The sequence below is a fragment of the Hymenobacter pini genome, assembly GCF_020421205.1.
Lineage (GTDB): Bacteria > Bacteroidota > Bacteroidia > Cytophagales > Hymenobacteraceae > Hymenobacter > Hymenobacter pini.
The window spans coordinates 73,796-90,317 of the sequence record NZ_JAIZZH010000006.1 but is presented as its reverse complement, the minus strand read 5'-3'; the positions used below and the strand labels follow the sequence as shown (position 1 = coordinate 90,317).

Genomic DNA, 16,522 nt, shown 5'->3' with positions numbered 1-16,522 from the left:
GAAATACTACTCGTCAGCTGGCTGCCCACCCTGCGCACACGCGGCGGCCGGTTCTTCCTTCCAACACCTTTCCTGCCATGAATACGAAGCGACTTTTCGGCCGCCTGGCCGCTGCTACTCTATTGTTTTCGGTTTTTACGTCGGCTGCTGAGGCCCAGGTGGTAACGCACCGCGTACCCAAATACACCGGTCCGGCTCAGGCCCGCTCGGTGCGTTCTACCCCTTCTTACTCTTCCTCCACGGCCACTGACGGAGTGAAATTTGGAGTGCGGGCCGGCGTCAACGTCTCCGACTTCTCGGGGGATGCCGTGAACAGCGTGATGGACCTGGCCGAGTACACCAACGGTGCCGTAACCAAGCAAATGAAGCCCGGTTTCTATGCCGGTCTGTACGTTACGTTGCCCCTGGGCCCGCGCTTTGCTATTGAGCCCGGCATCGGCTACTCTGAGAAGGGTACCATTCTCACGGGCCGTATTCCGCTGGAGCAGTTTGATTTCCTGAATGCTAAAATAACGGCCACCGGCCGCCTGGCTTACTTGGATATTCCGCTGCTGGCCAAGGCGTACCTGACGGATGGTTTCTACATCTACGCGGGTCCACAGGCGTCGGTGCTGCTGTCGGGTAAGGCCCGCGTGCAGGCCGGGGCGCTTGGGTTCAACGCCATCAACACCAACTTCGACATCAAAAATCAGTTCCGCCAGGTTGATTTCGGGGTAGTGGGCGGCCTGGGCTACCAGTTCCAGAATGGCCTGGGCCTGAGCGCCGGCTATGACTACGGTCTGTCGTCGCTGGACAAAAACAACAACTTCAACGCCTACAACCGCGTGATTAAAGCCTCGGTGAACTACTCGTTCTAGAGGGGTTGTTGTTGACCGTCATTCCGAGCAAAGTCGAGGAATGACGGTCTGTTTCTCCCGGAAACGATAAACGGCCCCGCTGCTAGCCAGCGAGGCCGTTTTGCTACACATAGGATGCAGAAGTGGGAGGATATGACACCCAAATCAGGATAATAAAACCGAAGGCGGCCCGGCGGCGTGGGCCGGCGGCAGAGTCTGCAACCCCTGCCGCCCGCCGCCTTGTGAGTGAAGGTGGACCGCCTTCGGTACATGTGAAATCGAAGCCGAAACGCCCGGAACTATCGGCTAGTGTGGGGAGCGGGCGAAGTCAGGAGTACTGAATGCCCTGTTGTAGTTGCATCGTTTTGAAAATCTGACAGTTATTTTTTCAACTATTTATTTTCTATCTCGCTCCGTACGCCTCGGGGCGTAGTCCTTCGGCCAGTTTCACCAGCCGCACCAGCTCGGCCCGGTAGCCGTCGGGGTCGAAGCGGCGGGCCCCGTCGGCCAGGCGGGTGGTAGTTTCGTAGGTAGCCGTGCCGCGGTAATCGCTCTGACGGAGCAGCATGCCAAACTGAGTCACCGCCGCCGCAAAGCGCAGGTTCTCGCTGGCTTCCTGAATGGGCCGGGCGGCGCCGGTGAGCGGTACTTCCAGCTTGCGGCTCGTGAGGCCCTGGGGTTCTTTGTAGCGCAGCTTCACGGTGAGCAGCTCGGCTGAGGCTGGGGCCGGCGTAGCAGGCTGGTTGGTTTGGTACTTGAGCGGGTCCACTGCACCGGGGGCACCCACAGGCACTACCTCGTAGAGGGCCGTAACGGTGTGCCCGGAGCCCAGTTCGCCGGCGTCTTTCCGGTCGTTGTTGAAGTCCTCGGCGGCCAGCAGGCGGTTTTCGTAGCCTACCAAGCGGTACTCGCGCACCCGGCTGGGGTTGAACTCCACCTGCAGCTTCACATCCTTGGCCAGGGTGAACAGGGTGCCGCCGAACTGCTGCACCAGCACCCGCCGGGCCTCGTCGAGGTTGTCGAGGTAGGCGTAGTTGCCATTGCCCTTATCGGCCAGCAGCTCCATCTTCTTGTCCTGGTAATTGCCTTGGCCCACGCCCAGCACCGTCAGAAACACGCCGCTTTCCCGCTCCTGCTCAATGAGGTGCTCCATAGCGTCGTCGCTCTGCTCGCCCACGTTGAAGTCGCCATCAGTGCAGAGTAGCACGCGGTTGTTGCCTTCCTTGTTGAAGTGCTGCCGGGCCACCTGATAGGCCAGGCGCAGGCCCGCGCCCCCGGCCGTGGAGCCGCCCGCCGCCAGGTTGTCAATGGCCTGCAGAATGGTGGCCCGCTCGGTACCGGCCGTGGGGGGCAGTACCGTGCCGGCGGCCCCGGCGTACACCACCAGCGCCACCCGGTCCTGGGGCCGCAGCTGCTTAGTGAGCAGGCGCAGGCTTTGCTGCACCAGTCCCAGCCGGTCCTCACCCTGCATCGAGCCCGACACATCCACCAGAAACACAAGGTTGGCGGGCGGCAGTTTGTCGGTGGCTACCTGGCGGGCCTGCAGGGCTACCTGCACCAGTTGGTGCTCGGGGTTCCAGGGGCACTGGGCCTGCTCGGTGATGATGCGGAAGGGCTCGGGGGCCGTGGCGGCGGGCTGGGGGTAGTCGTACTGGAAGTAGTTGAGCATTTCCTCCACCCGCACGGCATCAGCGGGCGGCAGCTGGCCCTGCTGCAGGAAGCGGCGCACGTTGCTGTAGCTGGCCGCGTCCACGTCAATACTGAAGGTGCTGAGTGGCTCTTTGGCAACTCGCTGAAACCCGCTTTCCTGCACGTGGGCGTAGGTTTCGCCGGCAGCCGGAGCAGGATTGTTCTGATAGTAAGGAGCAGTGGATACCCCCGATAAATAGCCAGCGCTGGAAGGTGCGGCTCTTTCATTCCGACGCTTTCCTCGCACGCTTATACCAGACACTTTCCCTGCCAGCCCCCCCGTCACTACTACTTCGCTCAACGCTCTTTGGTCGGTAGCCAAGGCTACGTTGACAACCGTTTGGCCGGTGAGTTTCACCTCCTGTGTAACATAGCCGACGGAGCTGAAAACAAGCGTGGTAGATCCGGCGGGTAACGTGAGGGTGTAGGCACCATCGGGTTCCGTACTTACGCCCACGCGGGTACCCTTCACCAGTACCGTAACGCCGGGGATTCCTTTGCCCGTGCTTCTGTCGGTTACGCGGCCCGTAACGGTGTTTTTGGTCTGGGCCGGGTCCGCTACCTGGTAGAGGGCGTTGGCTTGTTGCGCCCGAGCGGCCGGGGCTGCCAGCCAAGCGGCTGCCAGCGTGCAATACAGGAGGGTTTTCATCAGCAGAAAGAATAGCGGTGTAAGGATGGGAACCGGCCGGGTTCTACAGGGTAGATGCGGGGCTATTCCGGATTCCACACGGCTCCAAAAAAATATTTTACCCCGCCAGCCCCCGCACAATGAGCAGCCGTACAACGTGCCCGGCCGCAGCCAGCGCCGGCCTGTCCCTACACCTGCTACCAGCCGGTTTCTAATAGCTCCACGTAGGCCAGGGGGCACAGCAGGAGCGTCACCCGTTGCAGGTTAGGCACTAACCACCGTCGGTGAAGCTAGGCCATATCACAGAAGGGTGTAGCGTCCCATCCTCCGGAAAAGAGGATGGGACGCTTTTTTTGCCGCTGATGCCGTAGCTTGCACAAGCCATGCTGTTCCGCCGTTCCAGTCGCCTTACGCCCGCCGCCGAGCTGTCCGATGAGGAATTGCTCCGGCGCTACCGTGCCCAGGGCGACGTGGCCGATGTGGGCGTGCTCTACGAGCGGCACATGAGCGGGGTACTGGCCATTTGCCGGCGCTACCTCCGCAGCGAGGAAGATGCTCAGGATGCCGTGATGCAGCTGTTTGAGCAATTGGTGCCCAAGTTGCGCCAGCACGAGGTGGAAAATTTCCCGCCCTGGCTGCACGCCACCGCCCGCAACCACTGCCTGATGGTGCTGCGCGCCCGGCAGCGGGCGGGCCCGGCCGTGGTGCATTTTTCTGATGAGGCCGGTATGGAATCGGTGGCGGCCCGGCATCTAACGGCCGACGACCCCGCCGAAGCCGAGTTGCACGAGCAGCATCTGCAGCAGTTGGAGCATACCCTCGCCGAATTGCCCCCCGGTCAGCGCCAGTGTCTGGAGCTGTTTTATTTGGAAAAGAAAAGCTACCGCGAAGTAGCGGCCCTCACGGGTTTTGACCTAAACGCCGTAAAAAGTCACCTGCAAAACGGGAAGCGCAACCTGCGCCGCCTGCTACAAGCCTCTGCCTCCGATGCCTCGCCCTAACCTGACCTCCGCACCCTCTGCCACGGCCGGCGCCCACCTGCCGGTGGAGCTGCTGCGCCGGTACGTGGCCGGAGAATTGCCGCCCGCCGAGGAGCACGCCGTGGAGGCCCACACCCTGGATTGTGCCGTGTGCGCCGATATCCTGGAAGGCTTGGAAATGCAGCCCGCCGCCGCCCACGATGCTAGCATGCAGGAGTTGCGCCAACGCCTAAACGCCCGCGTGAGGGAGTTGACTACTGAGGCGGCCCCCGAGCCCAGAGTAATTCCGTTGTGGGCGTGGCGGCCCCTGGCGGCAGCGGCGGTGCTGCTGCTGTTGTTGGGTGTGGTGGGTTGGCTGACTATAAGCCGATTGAATAATGCACCGGAAGTTGCCAGTCGGCCAGTGCCGGAAGCGTCACGCCGAGCGGAGCCTGCTACTGTGCGTCCGGCCGAACCAGTTGCGGCAGTGGACGCCCCGGAAGTGGCTACTGTGACGCCGGCGGCTCCCGCATCACCAATTAGGCGGTCGGTGCTGGCTGCCCGATACCGCCGCCCGGTGGCAGTGCCACGTGGGGTGCCCTCGCAGGACCCTCCGGCGGATTTGGCAGGGCTGGAAGCTGCCGGTAATGGTTCAGTTGCTGCGGCAGATGTAGCAACACCCGCGACGGAACCGGCGGCAGTGTCTATGTCGGCACCAGCGGAAACCGCCGAAAATTACAAGGAAGCTGCCGCTGCTCCGGTTCCGAAGCCCGCGGCGGCCAAAACCAAAATGGCCCGGGTGGCCAGTGCACCGGCTGCGGCTTCAGCGCCTGCTTCCAACCCGCTGCGCACCGTTCAGGGCCGGGTGACGGACACGGCCGGGCAACCGTTGCCGGGTGCCACCGTGACGGTGCCGGGTACTCAGCAAGGCGCAGTAACGGGTTCCGATGGAAGTTTTGCTATAACTGTTCCGGCTGCTACCGAGCAGCTTACAGTCAATTTCATCGGGTATGCTAGCAAAACGCAGCCGCTGCGCCCTTCCGATTCTACTTTAGCTCTGGCCCTCGCGCCCGATACCAAGCAACTCAGCGAGGTAGTGGTAGTGCGCCGCGAAGCGCCGCCCATGTTACCCAGCATTTCGGCCACACCGGCCGGCGGTTATGGTAAGCTGCGCAAGTACCTGACCGACAGCCTCGACTATCCCGAAAAAGCCCTGACGGACCGCCGCGAAGGCACGGTGCGGGTGCAGTTCGTGGTAGGGGCCGACGGCAAGCTGAGCGACTTTAAGGTAGTAAAATCCGTGTCGCCGGAGTGCGATGAGGAAGCATTACGTCTGCTGCGGGAAGGTCCGGCCTGGTTCCCGGCCGTGCAGAACGGCCGCCGCACCGCCCGCAAAGTGGTAGTGAGCGTACCATTCAAAATAGAGCAACGGTAACGGGCAAGTCAAAGGGAAAAAGTAAAAAGTCAAAGCTCTGGTTGACCATTAGAGCTTTGACTTTTTACTTTTTCCCTTTGACTTAACTCAATTACCCGCTGTAGCCACCGCCGCTTTCGGGCGCGGTGGCGCTGCCGCCGGCCTTATCGGGGGTCGGCAGGTCGGGCTGGGTGTTGATTGCTACCTGCTTATAGCTGGGGGCACCGTTGCCGGCTACGGGCACGGCGGGGTGCTCGTTCTCGTTGCTGTGGTGGGCGCTGGCGGGCGCCTGGTGGCTGGTGGGTTGGTGACTGGGGGCCTGCAGGGCGTCCGATTCGTCTTCAAAAGTCTTTTTCATGGCGGATGAAGCTAAAGTAAAGTGCCGGCCGGGCCGGTATGCTGCGTGTACGCAGGCTGCGGACGGGTAGCTGAACTAAGGAGGGGCAGAATTTTGGCGTTTCGATAGGGGGCGGAGCCGGGTTGCGTACTTTTGCCCGGCGGCCCCGGCCAGGGCCTGCCAATCCGTACCCTCATTCCCTTCTCACCCTTCATATCAGCATGACGCAGTTCCGCACCGAGAAAGATACCATGGGCACCGTGCAGGTGCCGGCCGACGCCTACTACGGCGCCCAAACCCAGCGCAGCATCGACAACTTCCAGATTGCCCAGGACATCAACCGGATGCCCAAGGAAATCATCCGCGCCTTCGCCTACCTCAAGAAAGCCGCCGCCCTCACCAACCGCGACGCCGGCGTGCTGCCCGCCGAGAAAGCCGAGCTGATTGGCCGCGTGGCCGATGAAATCCTGGAAGGCAAGCTGGATAAGGAGTTTCCGCTGGTGGTGTGGCAAACGGGCTCGGGCACTCAGAGCAACATGAACGTGAACGAGGTAATTGCCTACCGCGGCCACGTGCTGCAGGGCGGCAGCCTGCAGGATGAGAAGAAGTTTCTGGCCCCCAACGACGACGTGAACAAGAGCCAGAGCTCCAACGATACGTTTCCGACGGCCATGCACATTGCCGCCTACAAGATTCTGATGGAGGTGACGATTCCGGGCATTGAGAAGCTGCGCGACACCCTGAAGCAGAAGTCGGAGCAGTTCATGCACATCGTCAAAATCGGCCGCACCCACCTGATGGACGCCACCCCGCTCACCGTGGGCCAGGAGTTCAGCGGCTACGTGTCGCAGCTCGACCACGGCCTGCGCGCCATCAAGAACACGCTGGCCCACCTCTCGGAGCTGGCCCTGGGCGGCACCGCCGTGGGTACCGGCATCAACACGCCGGCCGGCTACTCCGAAAATGTGGCCAAGTACATTGCCGAGCTGACGGGCCTGCCCTTCGTAACAGCCGAAAACAAGTTTGAGGCCCTGGCCGCTCACGACGCTATTGTAGAAGCCCACGGTGCCCTGAAAACGGTGGCCGCTTCCATGATGAAAATCGGTAACGACATCCGCCTGCTGGCCTCGGGCCCTCGCGCTGGCATCGGTGAGCTTCACATCCCTGACAACGAGCCTGGCTCCAGCATCATGCCCGGCAAGGTGAACCCCACCCAGTGCGAAGCCATGACGATGGTGGCCGCTCAGGTAATGGGCAACGATGTAGCCATCAACATCGGCGGCATGAACGGCCACTTCGAGTTGAACGTGTTCAAGCCGGTGATGATCTACAACTTCCTGCATTCGGCCCGCCTGATTGGCGACGTGTGCGTGTCGTTCAATGATAAGTGCGCCGTGGGCATCGAGCCCCTGGAAGCCAACATCAAGAAGCACGTCGATTCGTCGTTGATGTTGGTAACGGCCCTCAACCCCCACATCGGCTACTACAAAGCCGCCGAAATTGCCCAAACGGCCCACAAAAACGGCTCGACGTTGAAAGAAACCGCCCTGCAGCTCGGCTACCTCACCGAGGAGCAGTTCAACGAGTGGCTGAAGCCCGAGGATATGGTGGGTGAAATAAAGTAAACCGTTACCTCATCCGTTTGCAGTCCCGGTTGCCGCGCGCAAGTGCCGCAGCCGGGACTTGCTATGTCGGCAGGTTTCGAGTCCTTACCACCTTACTTGGTTCTCATGCCTACAGTTCTCATCACCGGCGCCAGCTCTGGCATCGGCAAAGCGGCGGCCCGCCTGTTCGCCCAGCGCGGCTGGAACGTGGCCGCTACCATGCGCACGCCCGGCAAAGAAACCGAGCTGAACCAGCTGCCCAACGTGCGGCTCTACCCGCTCGATGTTACCGATTCGGCAAGTATCGAGGCGGCCGTAGCGGCCGTGCTACGCGACTTTGGCGGGCTGGAGGTCTTGATCAATAATGCGGGTTACGGTGTTGATGGGGTGTTTGAAGCCATGACCGACGACACCATTGCCCGGCAGTTTGATACCAACGTGCTGGGGCTGATGCGCTGCACCAGAGCCGTAATTCCGCACTTCCGCCAGCAGGGCCGCGGCACCATCGTGCAGATTGCCTCGGTGGGCGGGCGGGTCACGTTTCCGCTCTACAGCATCTACCACGCTACCAAGTGGGCTGTGGAAGGCTTCTCCGAAAGCTTGCAGTATGAGCTGGAGCCGCTGGGCATTCAGGTGAAAATCATTGAACCCGGAGCCATCAAGACCGATTTTTATGACCGTAGCCGCGAGTTTGTGATGCGCGACGACCTGCGCCCGGCATATGACAAATTTGTAGCCCAGGTAGAGAAAGTAAGTCAGGAAGCCGGGGCCAAAGCCGTAGGCCCGCAGGCGGTGGCCGAAACAATTTTCCGGGCAGCTACCGATGGCAAAAAGCGTTTGCGCTACCCCATTGCCTACCCGGCCAACGTGCTGCTCCCACTGCGCCGGTTGGTTTCCGATGGGGTATTCCGGAAGGTAGTGAAATCCAGCTACGGCATCTGACCGGAGTGAATATAGCGTCAGCGCCAGCGGGTTTGAAAAGAGTACCCAATGCCACCCTGGTAGTAGAGCTTCCGGGCGTAGGCTGCCCTCGAAACAAGGGGAGGAAAACACTGGCCAGAACACCAAAGATGACTGGAAATTCACCACTTCACCGGCCGGTACCTGTACGGCGCACTACCTAACTCGCTTCCGCCCCACGCGGCCCCCTGGCCACTACACTCAAAACAAGCCGGCCCTCTTGCGTAAAGGAGGCCAGTTTGTGTTTTGTCCCGGCCGCCGCCCCTGAAAAAGCTCCCGGCGCGTCCGAGGCACGGGAATCATCACCGGGAATGGCTTCGGGTGGGCCGGTAGGAACTTCGGCTGCACCGGGTGGTGCTTCAGCTGTACCGGAAGGAGATTTGGGCAGGCCGGGCGGTTCTTGGGGCGGGCCGGAGCGCGCTTTGGCTGCGCCGGACAGGGCTTCGGTAGTAGCGCTGGCTGCCGGGCTCCTGCCAGGCTCAGAAGAACCAAAGCACTGCTGACCAAGCACTAGGTGGTAAAATTCGGCATCTTTACGGCGCACTAATCAACTCCCGCTGCCCGCATGGATTTCTCCCAGGATATTCAGCTCGAAAACAGCCGCGTGCTGCTCCGCCCCCTACAAACCGCCGACTTTGAAGCCCTACGGCCGGTGGCGGCTACCCCGGAACTCTGGACTTACACCCTGACCCGCGGCGACGACCCCATCAGCCTGGCTAAGTACCTGACCGATGCCATGCAGGGCCGGCAGCAGCAGCGCCGCTACCCCTTCCTCATTATCGACAAGGCTACGGGCCGGCCCGCCGGCAGCACCAGTTACTACAACGTGGATGCCGCCGATGCCCGCCTGAGCATTGGCTATACCTGGGTAGGGCAGGAGTTTCAGCGCACGGGCCTGAACCGGGCCGCCAAGCACGCGCTGCTGCGCCACGCCTTCGATGGGTTGGGTTGTGAGCGGGTGGAACTGGAAACCGATTCGCGCAACCTGAAGTCGCAGCAGGCTATGCGGCGCATGGGAGCCACCGAGGAAGGCACGTTGCGCAGCCACCGCTACACCCAGGGCGGCATCCGCCGCGACACGGTACTTTTCAGCATCATCCGGCCCGAGTGGAACCACCTGCGGCAGACGGTATTTCAGCAGTTTGAGGCCCGTGGCTGAGCCGAATCAGCCTACGCCGCGCCGGTTTCCGGCCCTAGTGCGCAAGCGGGCGGCCAGCTTCGGCTACGCTTTCCGGGGCGTGGGGGCGGCCCTGCGCACGGAGGTACATCTATGGTTTCACGCGGCGGCTACGGTGGCGGTAACGGGGCTGGGGCTGTACTGCGGGCTGGCGCGCTGGGAGTGGTGCGCCGTGGCCCTGGCCGTGGGGGCCGTGTGGTGCGCTGAGCTGGTGAATACGGCCATTGAGGCGGTGGTCAACCTGGTGTCGCCGGAGTACCATCCGCTGGCGGGCCGGGCCAAGGATGTGGCGGCCGGGGCGGTGCTGGTGATGGCGCTGGCGGCCTTGGCGGTGGGGCTGCTGGTGTTTGGGCCGCGCCTGTGGGCCGTGCTGATGAAGTAGGCGAGGCTAAACAATGGTGGGGTAACTGCGTAACGCAGGTTTGTGTGCATCTTTGCCGCCCCATTGCGTGTGCGGATGCAGCGGTTTCCCGCCTAACCCGACTTTCTCCCTATGCGTTTTCTCCCGTTTCTGGCCGCTGCTACGGCCGCGCTGCTTTCCACCGCTGCCTGCCAGCGCAACGTGGCCGTTACTACCCCCACCGATGCCCCCCAGACGGGCCTGGCCGGTAGCGTATCCACGCCCGCCCCTACCAGCGTGAACACCATTGAGCCCACCCCCGATAACGCGCCTGCTTTCGACGACAAGAAACGCCCTAAGTGGCTGGAAGACCGGATTCAGCGGCATCTCAACGAGAAAAAGGCGAACCCGCCCGTGCACATCTACAGCTACCAGTACAACGGAGCTACGGTGTACTACGAAACCAGCCCCTGCTGCGACCAGTACACCACCCTCTACGCTGCCGATGGGAAAGTGCTCTGCCACCCCGACGGAGGCCTGACGGGCCGGGGCGACGGCAAATGCGCCGATTTTTCAAAGAACCGTACCGAGGAAAAGCTGGTTTGGCAGGACCCCCGGTAAGCTACCGAGTTAGAAGTGAGTATAGAGACATGAGAAATGAGACTTTGTACCCATTCATTTTTTGCCTTTGCAGAGTCTCCGTTCTCATGTCTCTGTACTCACTTCTTTTACAATGATTAATACCATCGAAAAGCTGGGGGCCTACACCGTGTGGGCTAACGACACCCTGCTGCGTCACCTCGACGGCCTAGTGGCCGAGGGGGCCGCTTTGCCGCACGGCGCGCTACGCATTTTCAGCCACGTGCTCAACGCCCAGGCTATCTGGCTGGGCCGCCTCACCAGCACGCCCAGCCCCGTGAAAGTGTGGCAGGAGCATGATTTGGCCGACCTGCACCACTGGCACGAGCAAACCTCAGAGCGGTTCCACCAGTATGGCGTGGAGGCTACTACCATCAACCAGGCGGAGCTGGAGCGTCTCATTACCTACACCAACTCGGTAGGAGAGGGCTATACCAGCCAGGTTTCGGATATTCTGACGCACGTGCCGGTACATGGTAACTACCACCGCGCCCAGGTGGCCAAGGAGTTGCGCGCTGCCGGCCTCGAGCCCATCAACACCGACTTCATCACCTACTGCCGGGAGCTGTCGGCCAAGGCCGAAATGGCCGACGTGCCCAGCCTCTAAGACGCGTACGGAGCAATTGATAAAACCCTTCCGGTGGCGCTTCGGCCAACCGGAAGGGTTTTTCGTTTGTTACAGCTACTAATCTACTTTCCCACTGTTTCTGAGCATTGCTTGAACATGACTCCTCCCGCGCAGCCCCCCGTTATCAGCCCCGAGCGGCTGGCTCAGGCGTACTCCTACGCCACTTACCGCCAACTCATTGATAAGTTGATGGCGGAGGGCAAAACCACTGGTGAAAACCAGTCGGACGACCTGACGGCATATGCCCGCCTCAACATCCAGCGCATGGAGCGGCTGGACAAGAAAGCCGAGCTTATGCCGGAGTTGCGCGAAGCGCTGGATGGCCTCACGCGCACCTACGAGTGGGTGGTGCTGACGGAAGGTTGGTGCGGTGACGCCGCCCAGATTGTGCCAGTGCTTGAGAAAATAGCCCAGGCCAGCCACGGCCGCCTACGCCCCCGCTACCTGCTGCGCGACGAAAACCTGGACCTGATGGACCGGTACCTCACCAATGGCGGCCGTTCCATTCCCAAGCTCATCATCCTGCACGCCGATACCCTGACGGAGGTTACCAGCTGGGGGCCCCGCCCCACCGAAGCGCAGAGCCTGCTACTGGAGCTGAAAGCCGCCGGCGCAACTCATGAAGAATACGCCGAGAAAATTCACGCTTGGTACGCCAAAGACAAAACCCAGAGCACCCAGCGGGAGTTACTGCAACTTGTGCGCGGGTTAGCCTGAAAAGGTAAACGTCCAACGAAATAGCAACGCTGCTTCGTTGGACGTTTCTTGGCTGCGGTGGAAGGTAGTACACCTGCCGGGCCTAGCTGGGAATTGTTGGAATGATAATAATAATGGGTGTCGGTGTCAGGGTGCCGCGCAATACCGGCTTAAGGCCATACGTACCGTTGCCCCGGCTCACAATGTCGCGCTCCACCGAGAAGTCGACGGTGAGGGTATACATAGTACCAGCTACTAACGGAGTATCATCCAGCTGAATTTTCAGGCCCGATGTGGTACCACTGGGAGTATCCAGGTCCAGCAGAGTGCCATCAGCCAACCGGATTTTGCTGTTAGCACCCAGCACTAACCGTACGCTTTGCAGCGTTCCGCTTGCGGTTGGGGTCAGGCTAATCTTGCCGTTGGTAGCACTCAGTAGGTCGTAGCTACGGGCGCCTGCACCGGCCAGTACCATCTTGTACCCTTGCTGAAACTGCCCCTCGGTCTGCTGCAGGTCAATGAATACGCCACTAATAGCGCTGGCCTTCGTTTTGCTATCAGTTTCCTGGCGTATGCTGCGGGGCTGAATTTCGGAGAGCGTGTCACTGCAGCCGGAAAGCAGGGCCGCACCCAGCAGGAAGGTAGATAAGGAAAGGGTAAATAATTTCATGTGCAAGTAGGGAAAAAGAATGGAAAAGATGGATTTGGCGGTGAAATATAGGGTAAAGTGAAATGAAATCAAAGAACCCGGCTTTCAGGTTATTGTGAATAAGCAATTGATAATGAATGCAAAAGCGCCCTGTTAAGGGTGACTTTATGATAGTGCGTTGCGCTCTGGCTATTTTATATAGCTGCGAGGCAGAATGAGGAGTTAACGGAAGCCGGGGAATGCCATAAACACAAGCCGACGATAGGTTAGCGGGATATATAAAAAACACAAAAAAAAGCTCCGGCTACAAGTAACCGGAGCTTAGAGGATAGGGTGAAAACGGTTAGCGGAGGCGGTCCATGCTGCGCACCAGCTTTTCGTCCTTGCGAATAAAGCGGGAGGCCAACAGGTTCAGCAGCAGGGCCAGCGTGGCAATGTAGAAACCTGCCTCAAACTCACTGGGCATCTTAATGTTGAGCATCTGCTCCCCAATGCCGGAGTAGTAGAAGGCCGCCCCAATGGTGGCCGTAATCAGCAGCATATTCAGCATACCCAGCTTGAGCTGGTTGAAGCGGTTACGGAACTGAGAAATTTCCAGCAGCGCCACTACCGCCGAAGCCGCCGCCAGCGCTGCTACCGGCCAGGGCGAAGCTGGCGGCACCGACATGCCCGCATCGGCGTGCTGGTAGCCCAGGTGCGTGGCCGTGAGCACCACCGTTTGCTTGCTTACAGGGTCGAATTTGCTCCACAGAGGTAGGAACAGCACGCTTACCATGGCCAGGGCCAGCAACAACAGGAATACGCTTTGGATTCTTTGTATCATCTTTGTGTTTTGACAGTTCTACTTAGGAAATGACCGCCCCGCGGGGCCGGCAAAAGTAGCCAACTACGACCGGAATAACGCATTTAACCCGATGCCAACTGCATACATTGTGGACGCCGTCCGCACCCCCATTGGTAAATTTGGCGGCGAGCTGAGCAGCGTCCGTCCCGATGATATGGCCGCCCACGTACTCCGGGAGCTGCTGCGCCGTAACCCTTCCCTGGATAAAGCCTCCATTGAGGATGTCATCATCGGGGCCGCCAACCAGGCCGGCGAGGACAACCGCAACGTGGCCCGCATGGCGGCGCTGCTGGCCGGCCTGCCCATTACGGTGCCCGGCAACACCGTCAACCGCCTCTGCGCCTCCGGCCTGCAAAGCATCATGGATGCTTCCCGGGCCATCCGGGCCGGGGAAGGCGACGTGTACCTGGCCGGCGGGGCCGAAAGCATGACCCGCGCGCCCTTCGTAATGGCCAAGTCGGCCACGGCCTTTGCCCGCGACTTCACCGCCCACGATACCACCCTGGGCTGGCGCTTCGTGAACCCCAAACTCTCCAAGCTGCACCACCCCTACGCCATGGGCGAAACGGCCGAGAATGTGGCCCGCCGCTACGGCATCACCCGCGAAGAGCAGGACCAGTTTGCCTTTGAAAGCCAGCGTAAATACCAGCGGGCCTTCGAGAAAGGCCGCTTCCGCAAGGAAATTGTGCCGGTATTCATTCCGCAGCCCAAAGGCAACACGGCGCTGTTTGACCAAGACGAGCCGCCCCGCCTGTCCAGCCTCGAAAAGCTGGCTACGCTGAAACCGGCTTTCCAGGTAGATGGCACCGTAACGGCCGGCAACTCGGCCGGCATCAACGACGGTGCCGCCGCGCTGCTGCTGGTGAGCGAGGAGGCCCTCACGCGCTATAACCTGAAGCCTATGGCCCGAGTGGTGGCTTCGGCCGTAGCCGGCGTTGACCCCGCGTTTATGGGTATCGGCCCGGTGCCCGCCACCCAGAAAGTGCTGCAGCGCGCCGGCCTCACCCTGCAGGATATGGACCTGATTGAGCTGAACGAGGCCTTCGCCGCCCAGAGCATTGCCTGCATGCGCGACTTGGACCTGGACCCCGCTAAAGTGAACGTGAACGGTGGCTCCATTGCCATTGGCCACCCACTGGGAGCCAGCGGCTCGCGCATCTCGGCCACGCTGCTCCACGAGATGCAGCGCCGCGAAGGAGTGCGCTACGGCCTGGCCACCATGTGCGTGGGCGTCGGCCAGGGTGCCGCCGTGATTTACGAAAAGATGTAAGTTGACAATGTGATGAATGTGAAAAATGGGAAGAATGTGGGATGCTCAACGTCACCCCACCCCATTTTTTACATTCACCGCATTGTCACCCCATTTCCCACATTCACCTAATGGCCGATTCGTTGCTGACTCCTGTACTTGCCCTGCCGGTAGCAGGAGCCCGGCTCCGGCCCTGGCGTTTCTCTGATGCCGCCGCCCTGGCCCGTCATGCCAACGATAAGCGAATCTCCTGCAACCTGCGCGACACCTTCCCGCATCCTTACACGCCCCAGGACGCGGAGTTTTTCCTAAGTCTGGTGGCGGATAGCTCCCGGGACCTGTTTCTGGCTATTGAGGTAGATGGGGAAGCCGTGGGTGGTATTGGGGTGCACTTTAAGTCGGATGTGCGCCGCCGCTCCGCCGAAATCGGGTACTGGCTCACGCCGGCCTGCTGGGGACGGGGCATCGTGACGGAAGCCGTGCGTACGCTCAGTGCCTACGTGCTGGCCAACTTCGATGTGTGCCGGCTCTACGCGGCCATCTTCGCCACCAACCCCGCCTCGGGCCGGGTGCTGGAAAAGGCCGGCTACGAGCTGGAAGCCCGCCTGCGCCGCAGCATTGTGAAAGACGGTCAGCTGCTGGACTCGCTGCTGTACGCGCTGGTGGTATGAGGTTTTGGCAATACCTAGCAGTTGCAAGAAAACTGTATACTACTCTAGTGGTAGTCATGGTAGTAATCATAGCAACAGTGACAGCGGCAGTACTAGTCCACGGGTATTCTGCCGCACCTGATTTTCTGTTTTCTATCCGTGACGGTATAGAGAACAACACGGCTTTGATGAGGCGTCTGGGTGGGAACAGAGGTCAAGAGCTTTCTTATAGTAAATCAGATATGTATGAAGGAGACACCGCTTCTTTTTATGTAAAAGTTATAGGAGCATGTGATAGTAACTATGCTAAAATTAGGGGTGTTTACTTATTGAGGAATAGCAGGTACGAATTTATAGCATGTGACACTCTACTTGTCAACAAGTGCCAATAGGCACAAGAATCTTGACGTTTCAAACGTAATAATGCGCTACTTTCTTCACCTGGCCTACGATGGCACTGCGTTTCATGGTTGGCAGATTCAGCCGGGCGTGATTACCGTGCAGCAGGAGCTGGACCGCTGCCTCTCGCAGGTGCTGCGGCAGCCGGTGTACTGCCTGGGCAGCGGCCGTACCGACTCGGGCGTGCACGCCAGCCACCAGGTAGCGCACTTTGATGCCGACCTGCCCCCGGGCCTCGACGAAGCCACGCTGCTCTACCGTCTCAACCGGGCGCTGCCGGCCGGTATCCGCTGCCAGGTGCTGCACCCGGTGCCACCCGAGGCCCACGCCCGCTTCAGCGCCAAGGCCCGCACCTACGAGTACCACGTGCGCCTCACCCCCGACCCATTTGCTGCCAACTTTAGCCTTTACCTTGACCGGATACCGGATGTAACGGCTATGAACGAGGCCGCGGCTATGTTGCTTGGTACCCACGACTTCACCACGTTTTCCAAAGTGAAAGGGGCCGAGAAGCACTACAACTGCACCTGTTTCGAGGCGGGCTGGCACGCGGAGCCGGGCGGGCTGGTATTCCGCATCCGGGCCAACCGTTTTGTGCGGGGCATGGTGCGGCTGGTGGTGGGCACGCTGCTGAGCGTGGGCCGGGGCAAAATGAGCCCGCAGGAGTTTGGACAGGTATTCCGCAGCCTCAACCGCGTGCACGCCGGCGGAGCAGCCCTAGCCAATGGCCTCTTCCTCTGCCGTGTCGAATACCCAACTGAAATTCTGGGTGATGCAGCGCTGCCCACCGGTTTGCCGTACTTCGCCAGGTAGCGCGCAACGGA

Annotated in this window: 17 protein-coding genes; 13 read left to right on the top strand and 4 right to left on the bottom strand. The window is 60.7% G+C overall.

Annotated features, from left to right (window positions below; translation table 11 throughout):
- Window positions 1-77: 77 nt before the first annotated feature.
- Complete coding sequence (locus LF252_RS20065) at window positions 78-857, top strand: porin family protein (RefSeq protein ID WP_226271375.1); 780 nt, start codon at window positions 78-80, stop codon at window positions 855-857.
- A 382-nt stretch (window positions 858-1,239) separates the two neighbouring features.
- Here the strand turns inward: LF252_RS20065 and LF252_RS20060 are convergent, their stop codons facing one another.
- Window positions 1,240-3,174 carry a vWA domain-containing protein gene (locus tag LF252_RS20060; protein WP_226271374.1) on the bottom strand — a complete coding sequence of 645 codons (1,935 nt, stop codon included), beginning with the start codon at window positions 3,172-3,174 and terminating at the stop codon, window positions 1,240-1,242.
- Window positions 3,175-3,536: 362 nt separating this feature from the next.
- Here LF252_RS20060 and LF252_RS20055 point away from each other — a divergent pair, with 362 nt between their 5' ends.
- Both LF252_RS20055 and LF252_RS20050 read left to right on the top strand, forming a co-directional pair.
- Window positions 3,537-4,154, top strand: a complete 618-nt coding sequence (locus LF252_RS20055) for an RNA polymerase sigma factor (protein WP_226271373.1) — start codon at window positions 3,537-3,539, stop codon at window positions 4,152-4,154.
- On the top strand, window positions 4,141-5,547 hold the full coding sequence (locus LF252_RS20050) for a TonB family protein (protein WP_226271372.1): 1,407 nt from the start codon (window positions 4,141-4,143) through the stop codon (window positions 5,545-5,547). The genes LF252_RS20055 and LF252_RS20050 overlap by 14 nt, the downstream gene beginning before the upstream one ends.
- Before the next feature lie 91 nt (window positions 5,548-5,638).
- Here the strand turns inward: LF252_RS20050 and LF252_RS20045 are convergent, their stop codons facing one another.
- Window positions 5,639-5,884, bottom strand: a complete 246-nt coding sequence (locus LF252_RS20045) for a hypothetical protein (protein WP_226271371.1) — start codon at window positions 5,882-5,884, stop codon at window positions 5,639-5,641.
- 200 nt (window positions 5,885-6,084) lie between these two features.
- Between LF252_RS20045 and fumC the strand changes: the two genes are divergently transcribed.
- The 7 genes from fumC (at window position 6,085) to LF252_RS20010 (ending at window position 11,928) form a co-directional block, all read left to right on the top strand.
- Window positions 6,085-7,488, top strand: coding sequence for a class II fumarate hydratase (fumC, locus tag LF252_RS20040; RefSeq protein WP_226271370.1), 1,404 nt, complete (start codon window positions 6,085-6,087; stop codon window positions 7,486-7,488).
- Window positions 7,489-7,593: 105 nt separating this feature from the next.
- A complete protein-coding gene (locus LF252_RS20035; protein ID WP_226271369.1) occupies window positions 7,594-8,409 on the top strand; it encodes an SDR family oxidoreductase in 816 nt (271 codons plus the stop codon).
- Window positions 8,410-8,992: 583 nt separating this feature from the next.
- Complete coding sequence (locus LF252_RS20030) at window positions 8,993-9,586, top strand: GNAT family N-acetyltransferase (protein WP_226271368.1); 594 nt, start codon at window positions 8,993-8,995, stop codon at window positions 9,584-9,586.
- Window positions 9,579-9,986, top strand: a complete 408-nt coding sequence (locus LF252_RS20025) for a diacylglycerol kinase family protein (protein ID WP_226271367.1) — start codon at window positions 9,579-9,581, stop codon at window positions 9,984-9,986. Before LF252_RS20030 ends, LF252_RS20025 begins: the two co-directional genes overlap by 8 nt.
- 111 nt (window positions 9,987-10,097) lie before the next feature.
- Window positions 10,098-10,565, top strand: coding sequence for a DUF6970 domain-containing protein (locus LF252_RS20020; RefSeq protein ID WP_226271366.1), 468 nt, complete (start codon window positions 10,098-10,100; stop codon window positions 10,563-10,565).
- 112 nt (window positions 10,566-10,677) lie between these two features.
- Window positions 10,678-11,190, top strand: a complete 513-nt coding sequence (locus LF252_RS20015) for a DinB family protein (RefSeq protein WP_226271365.1) — start codon at window positions 10,678-10,680, stop codon at window positions 11,188-11,190.
- Window positions 11,191-11,307: 117 nt separating this feature from the next.
- Complete coding sequence (locus LF252_RS20010) at window positions 11,308-11,928, top strand: thioredoxin family protein (protein ID WP_226271364.1); 621 nt, start codon at window positions 11,308-11,310, stop codon at window positions 11,926-11,928.
- Window positions 11,929-12,010: 82 nt separating this feature from the next.
- On the opposite strand, the gene LF252_RS20005 is transcribed toward LF252_RS20010, so the two are convergent.
- Both LF252_RS20005 and LF252_RS20000 read right to left on the bottom strand, forming a co-directional pair.
- On the bottom strand, window positions 12,011-12,577 hold the full coding sequence (locus tag LF252_RS20005) for a DUF4382 domain-containing protein (RefSeq protein ID WP_226271363.1): 567 nt from the start codon (window positions 12,575-12,577) through the stop codon (window positions 12,011-12,013).
- Window positions 12,578-12,899: 322 nt separating this feature from the next.
- A complete protein-coding gene (locus tag LF252_RS20000; RefSeq protein ID WP_226271362.1) occupies window positions 12,900-13,379 on the bottom strand; it encodes a DUF4293 domain-containing protein in 480 nt (159 codons plus the stop codon).
- Between the two features lie 91 nt (window positions 13,380-13,470).
- On the opposite strand from LF252_RS20000, the gene LF252_RS19995 reads away from it, so the two are divergent.
- The 3 genes from LF252_RS19995 (at window position 13,471) to truA (ending at window position 16,511) form a co-directional block, all read left to right on the top strand.
- Window positions 13,471-14,670, top strand: coding sequence for a thiolase family protein (locus LF252_RS19995; protein WP_226271361.1), 1,200 nt, complete (start codon window positions 13,471-13,473; stop codon window positions 14,668-14,670).
- A gap of 110 nt (window positions 14,671-14,780) precedes the next feature.
- The gene (locus LF252_RS19990) at window positions 14,781-15,320 is read left to right on the top strand and encodes a GNAT family N-acetyltransferase (RefSeq protein ID WP_226271360.1); all 540 of its coding nucleotides are present in this window, start codon (window positions 14,781-14,783) and stop codon (window positions 15,318-15,320) included.
- A 402-nt stretch (window positions 15,321-15,722) separates the two neighbouring features.
- Window positions 15,723-16,511 (top strand): tRNA pseudouridine(38-40) synthase TruA, encoded by a 789-nt coding sequence (gene truA, locus LF252_RS19985; RefSeq protein WP_226271359.1) that lies wholly within the window; start codon window positions 15,723-15,725, stop codon window positions 16,509-16,511.
- Window positions 16,512-16,522: the final 11 nt, after the last annotated feature.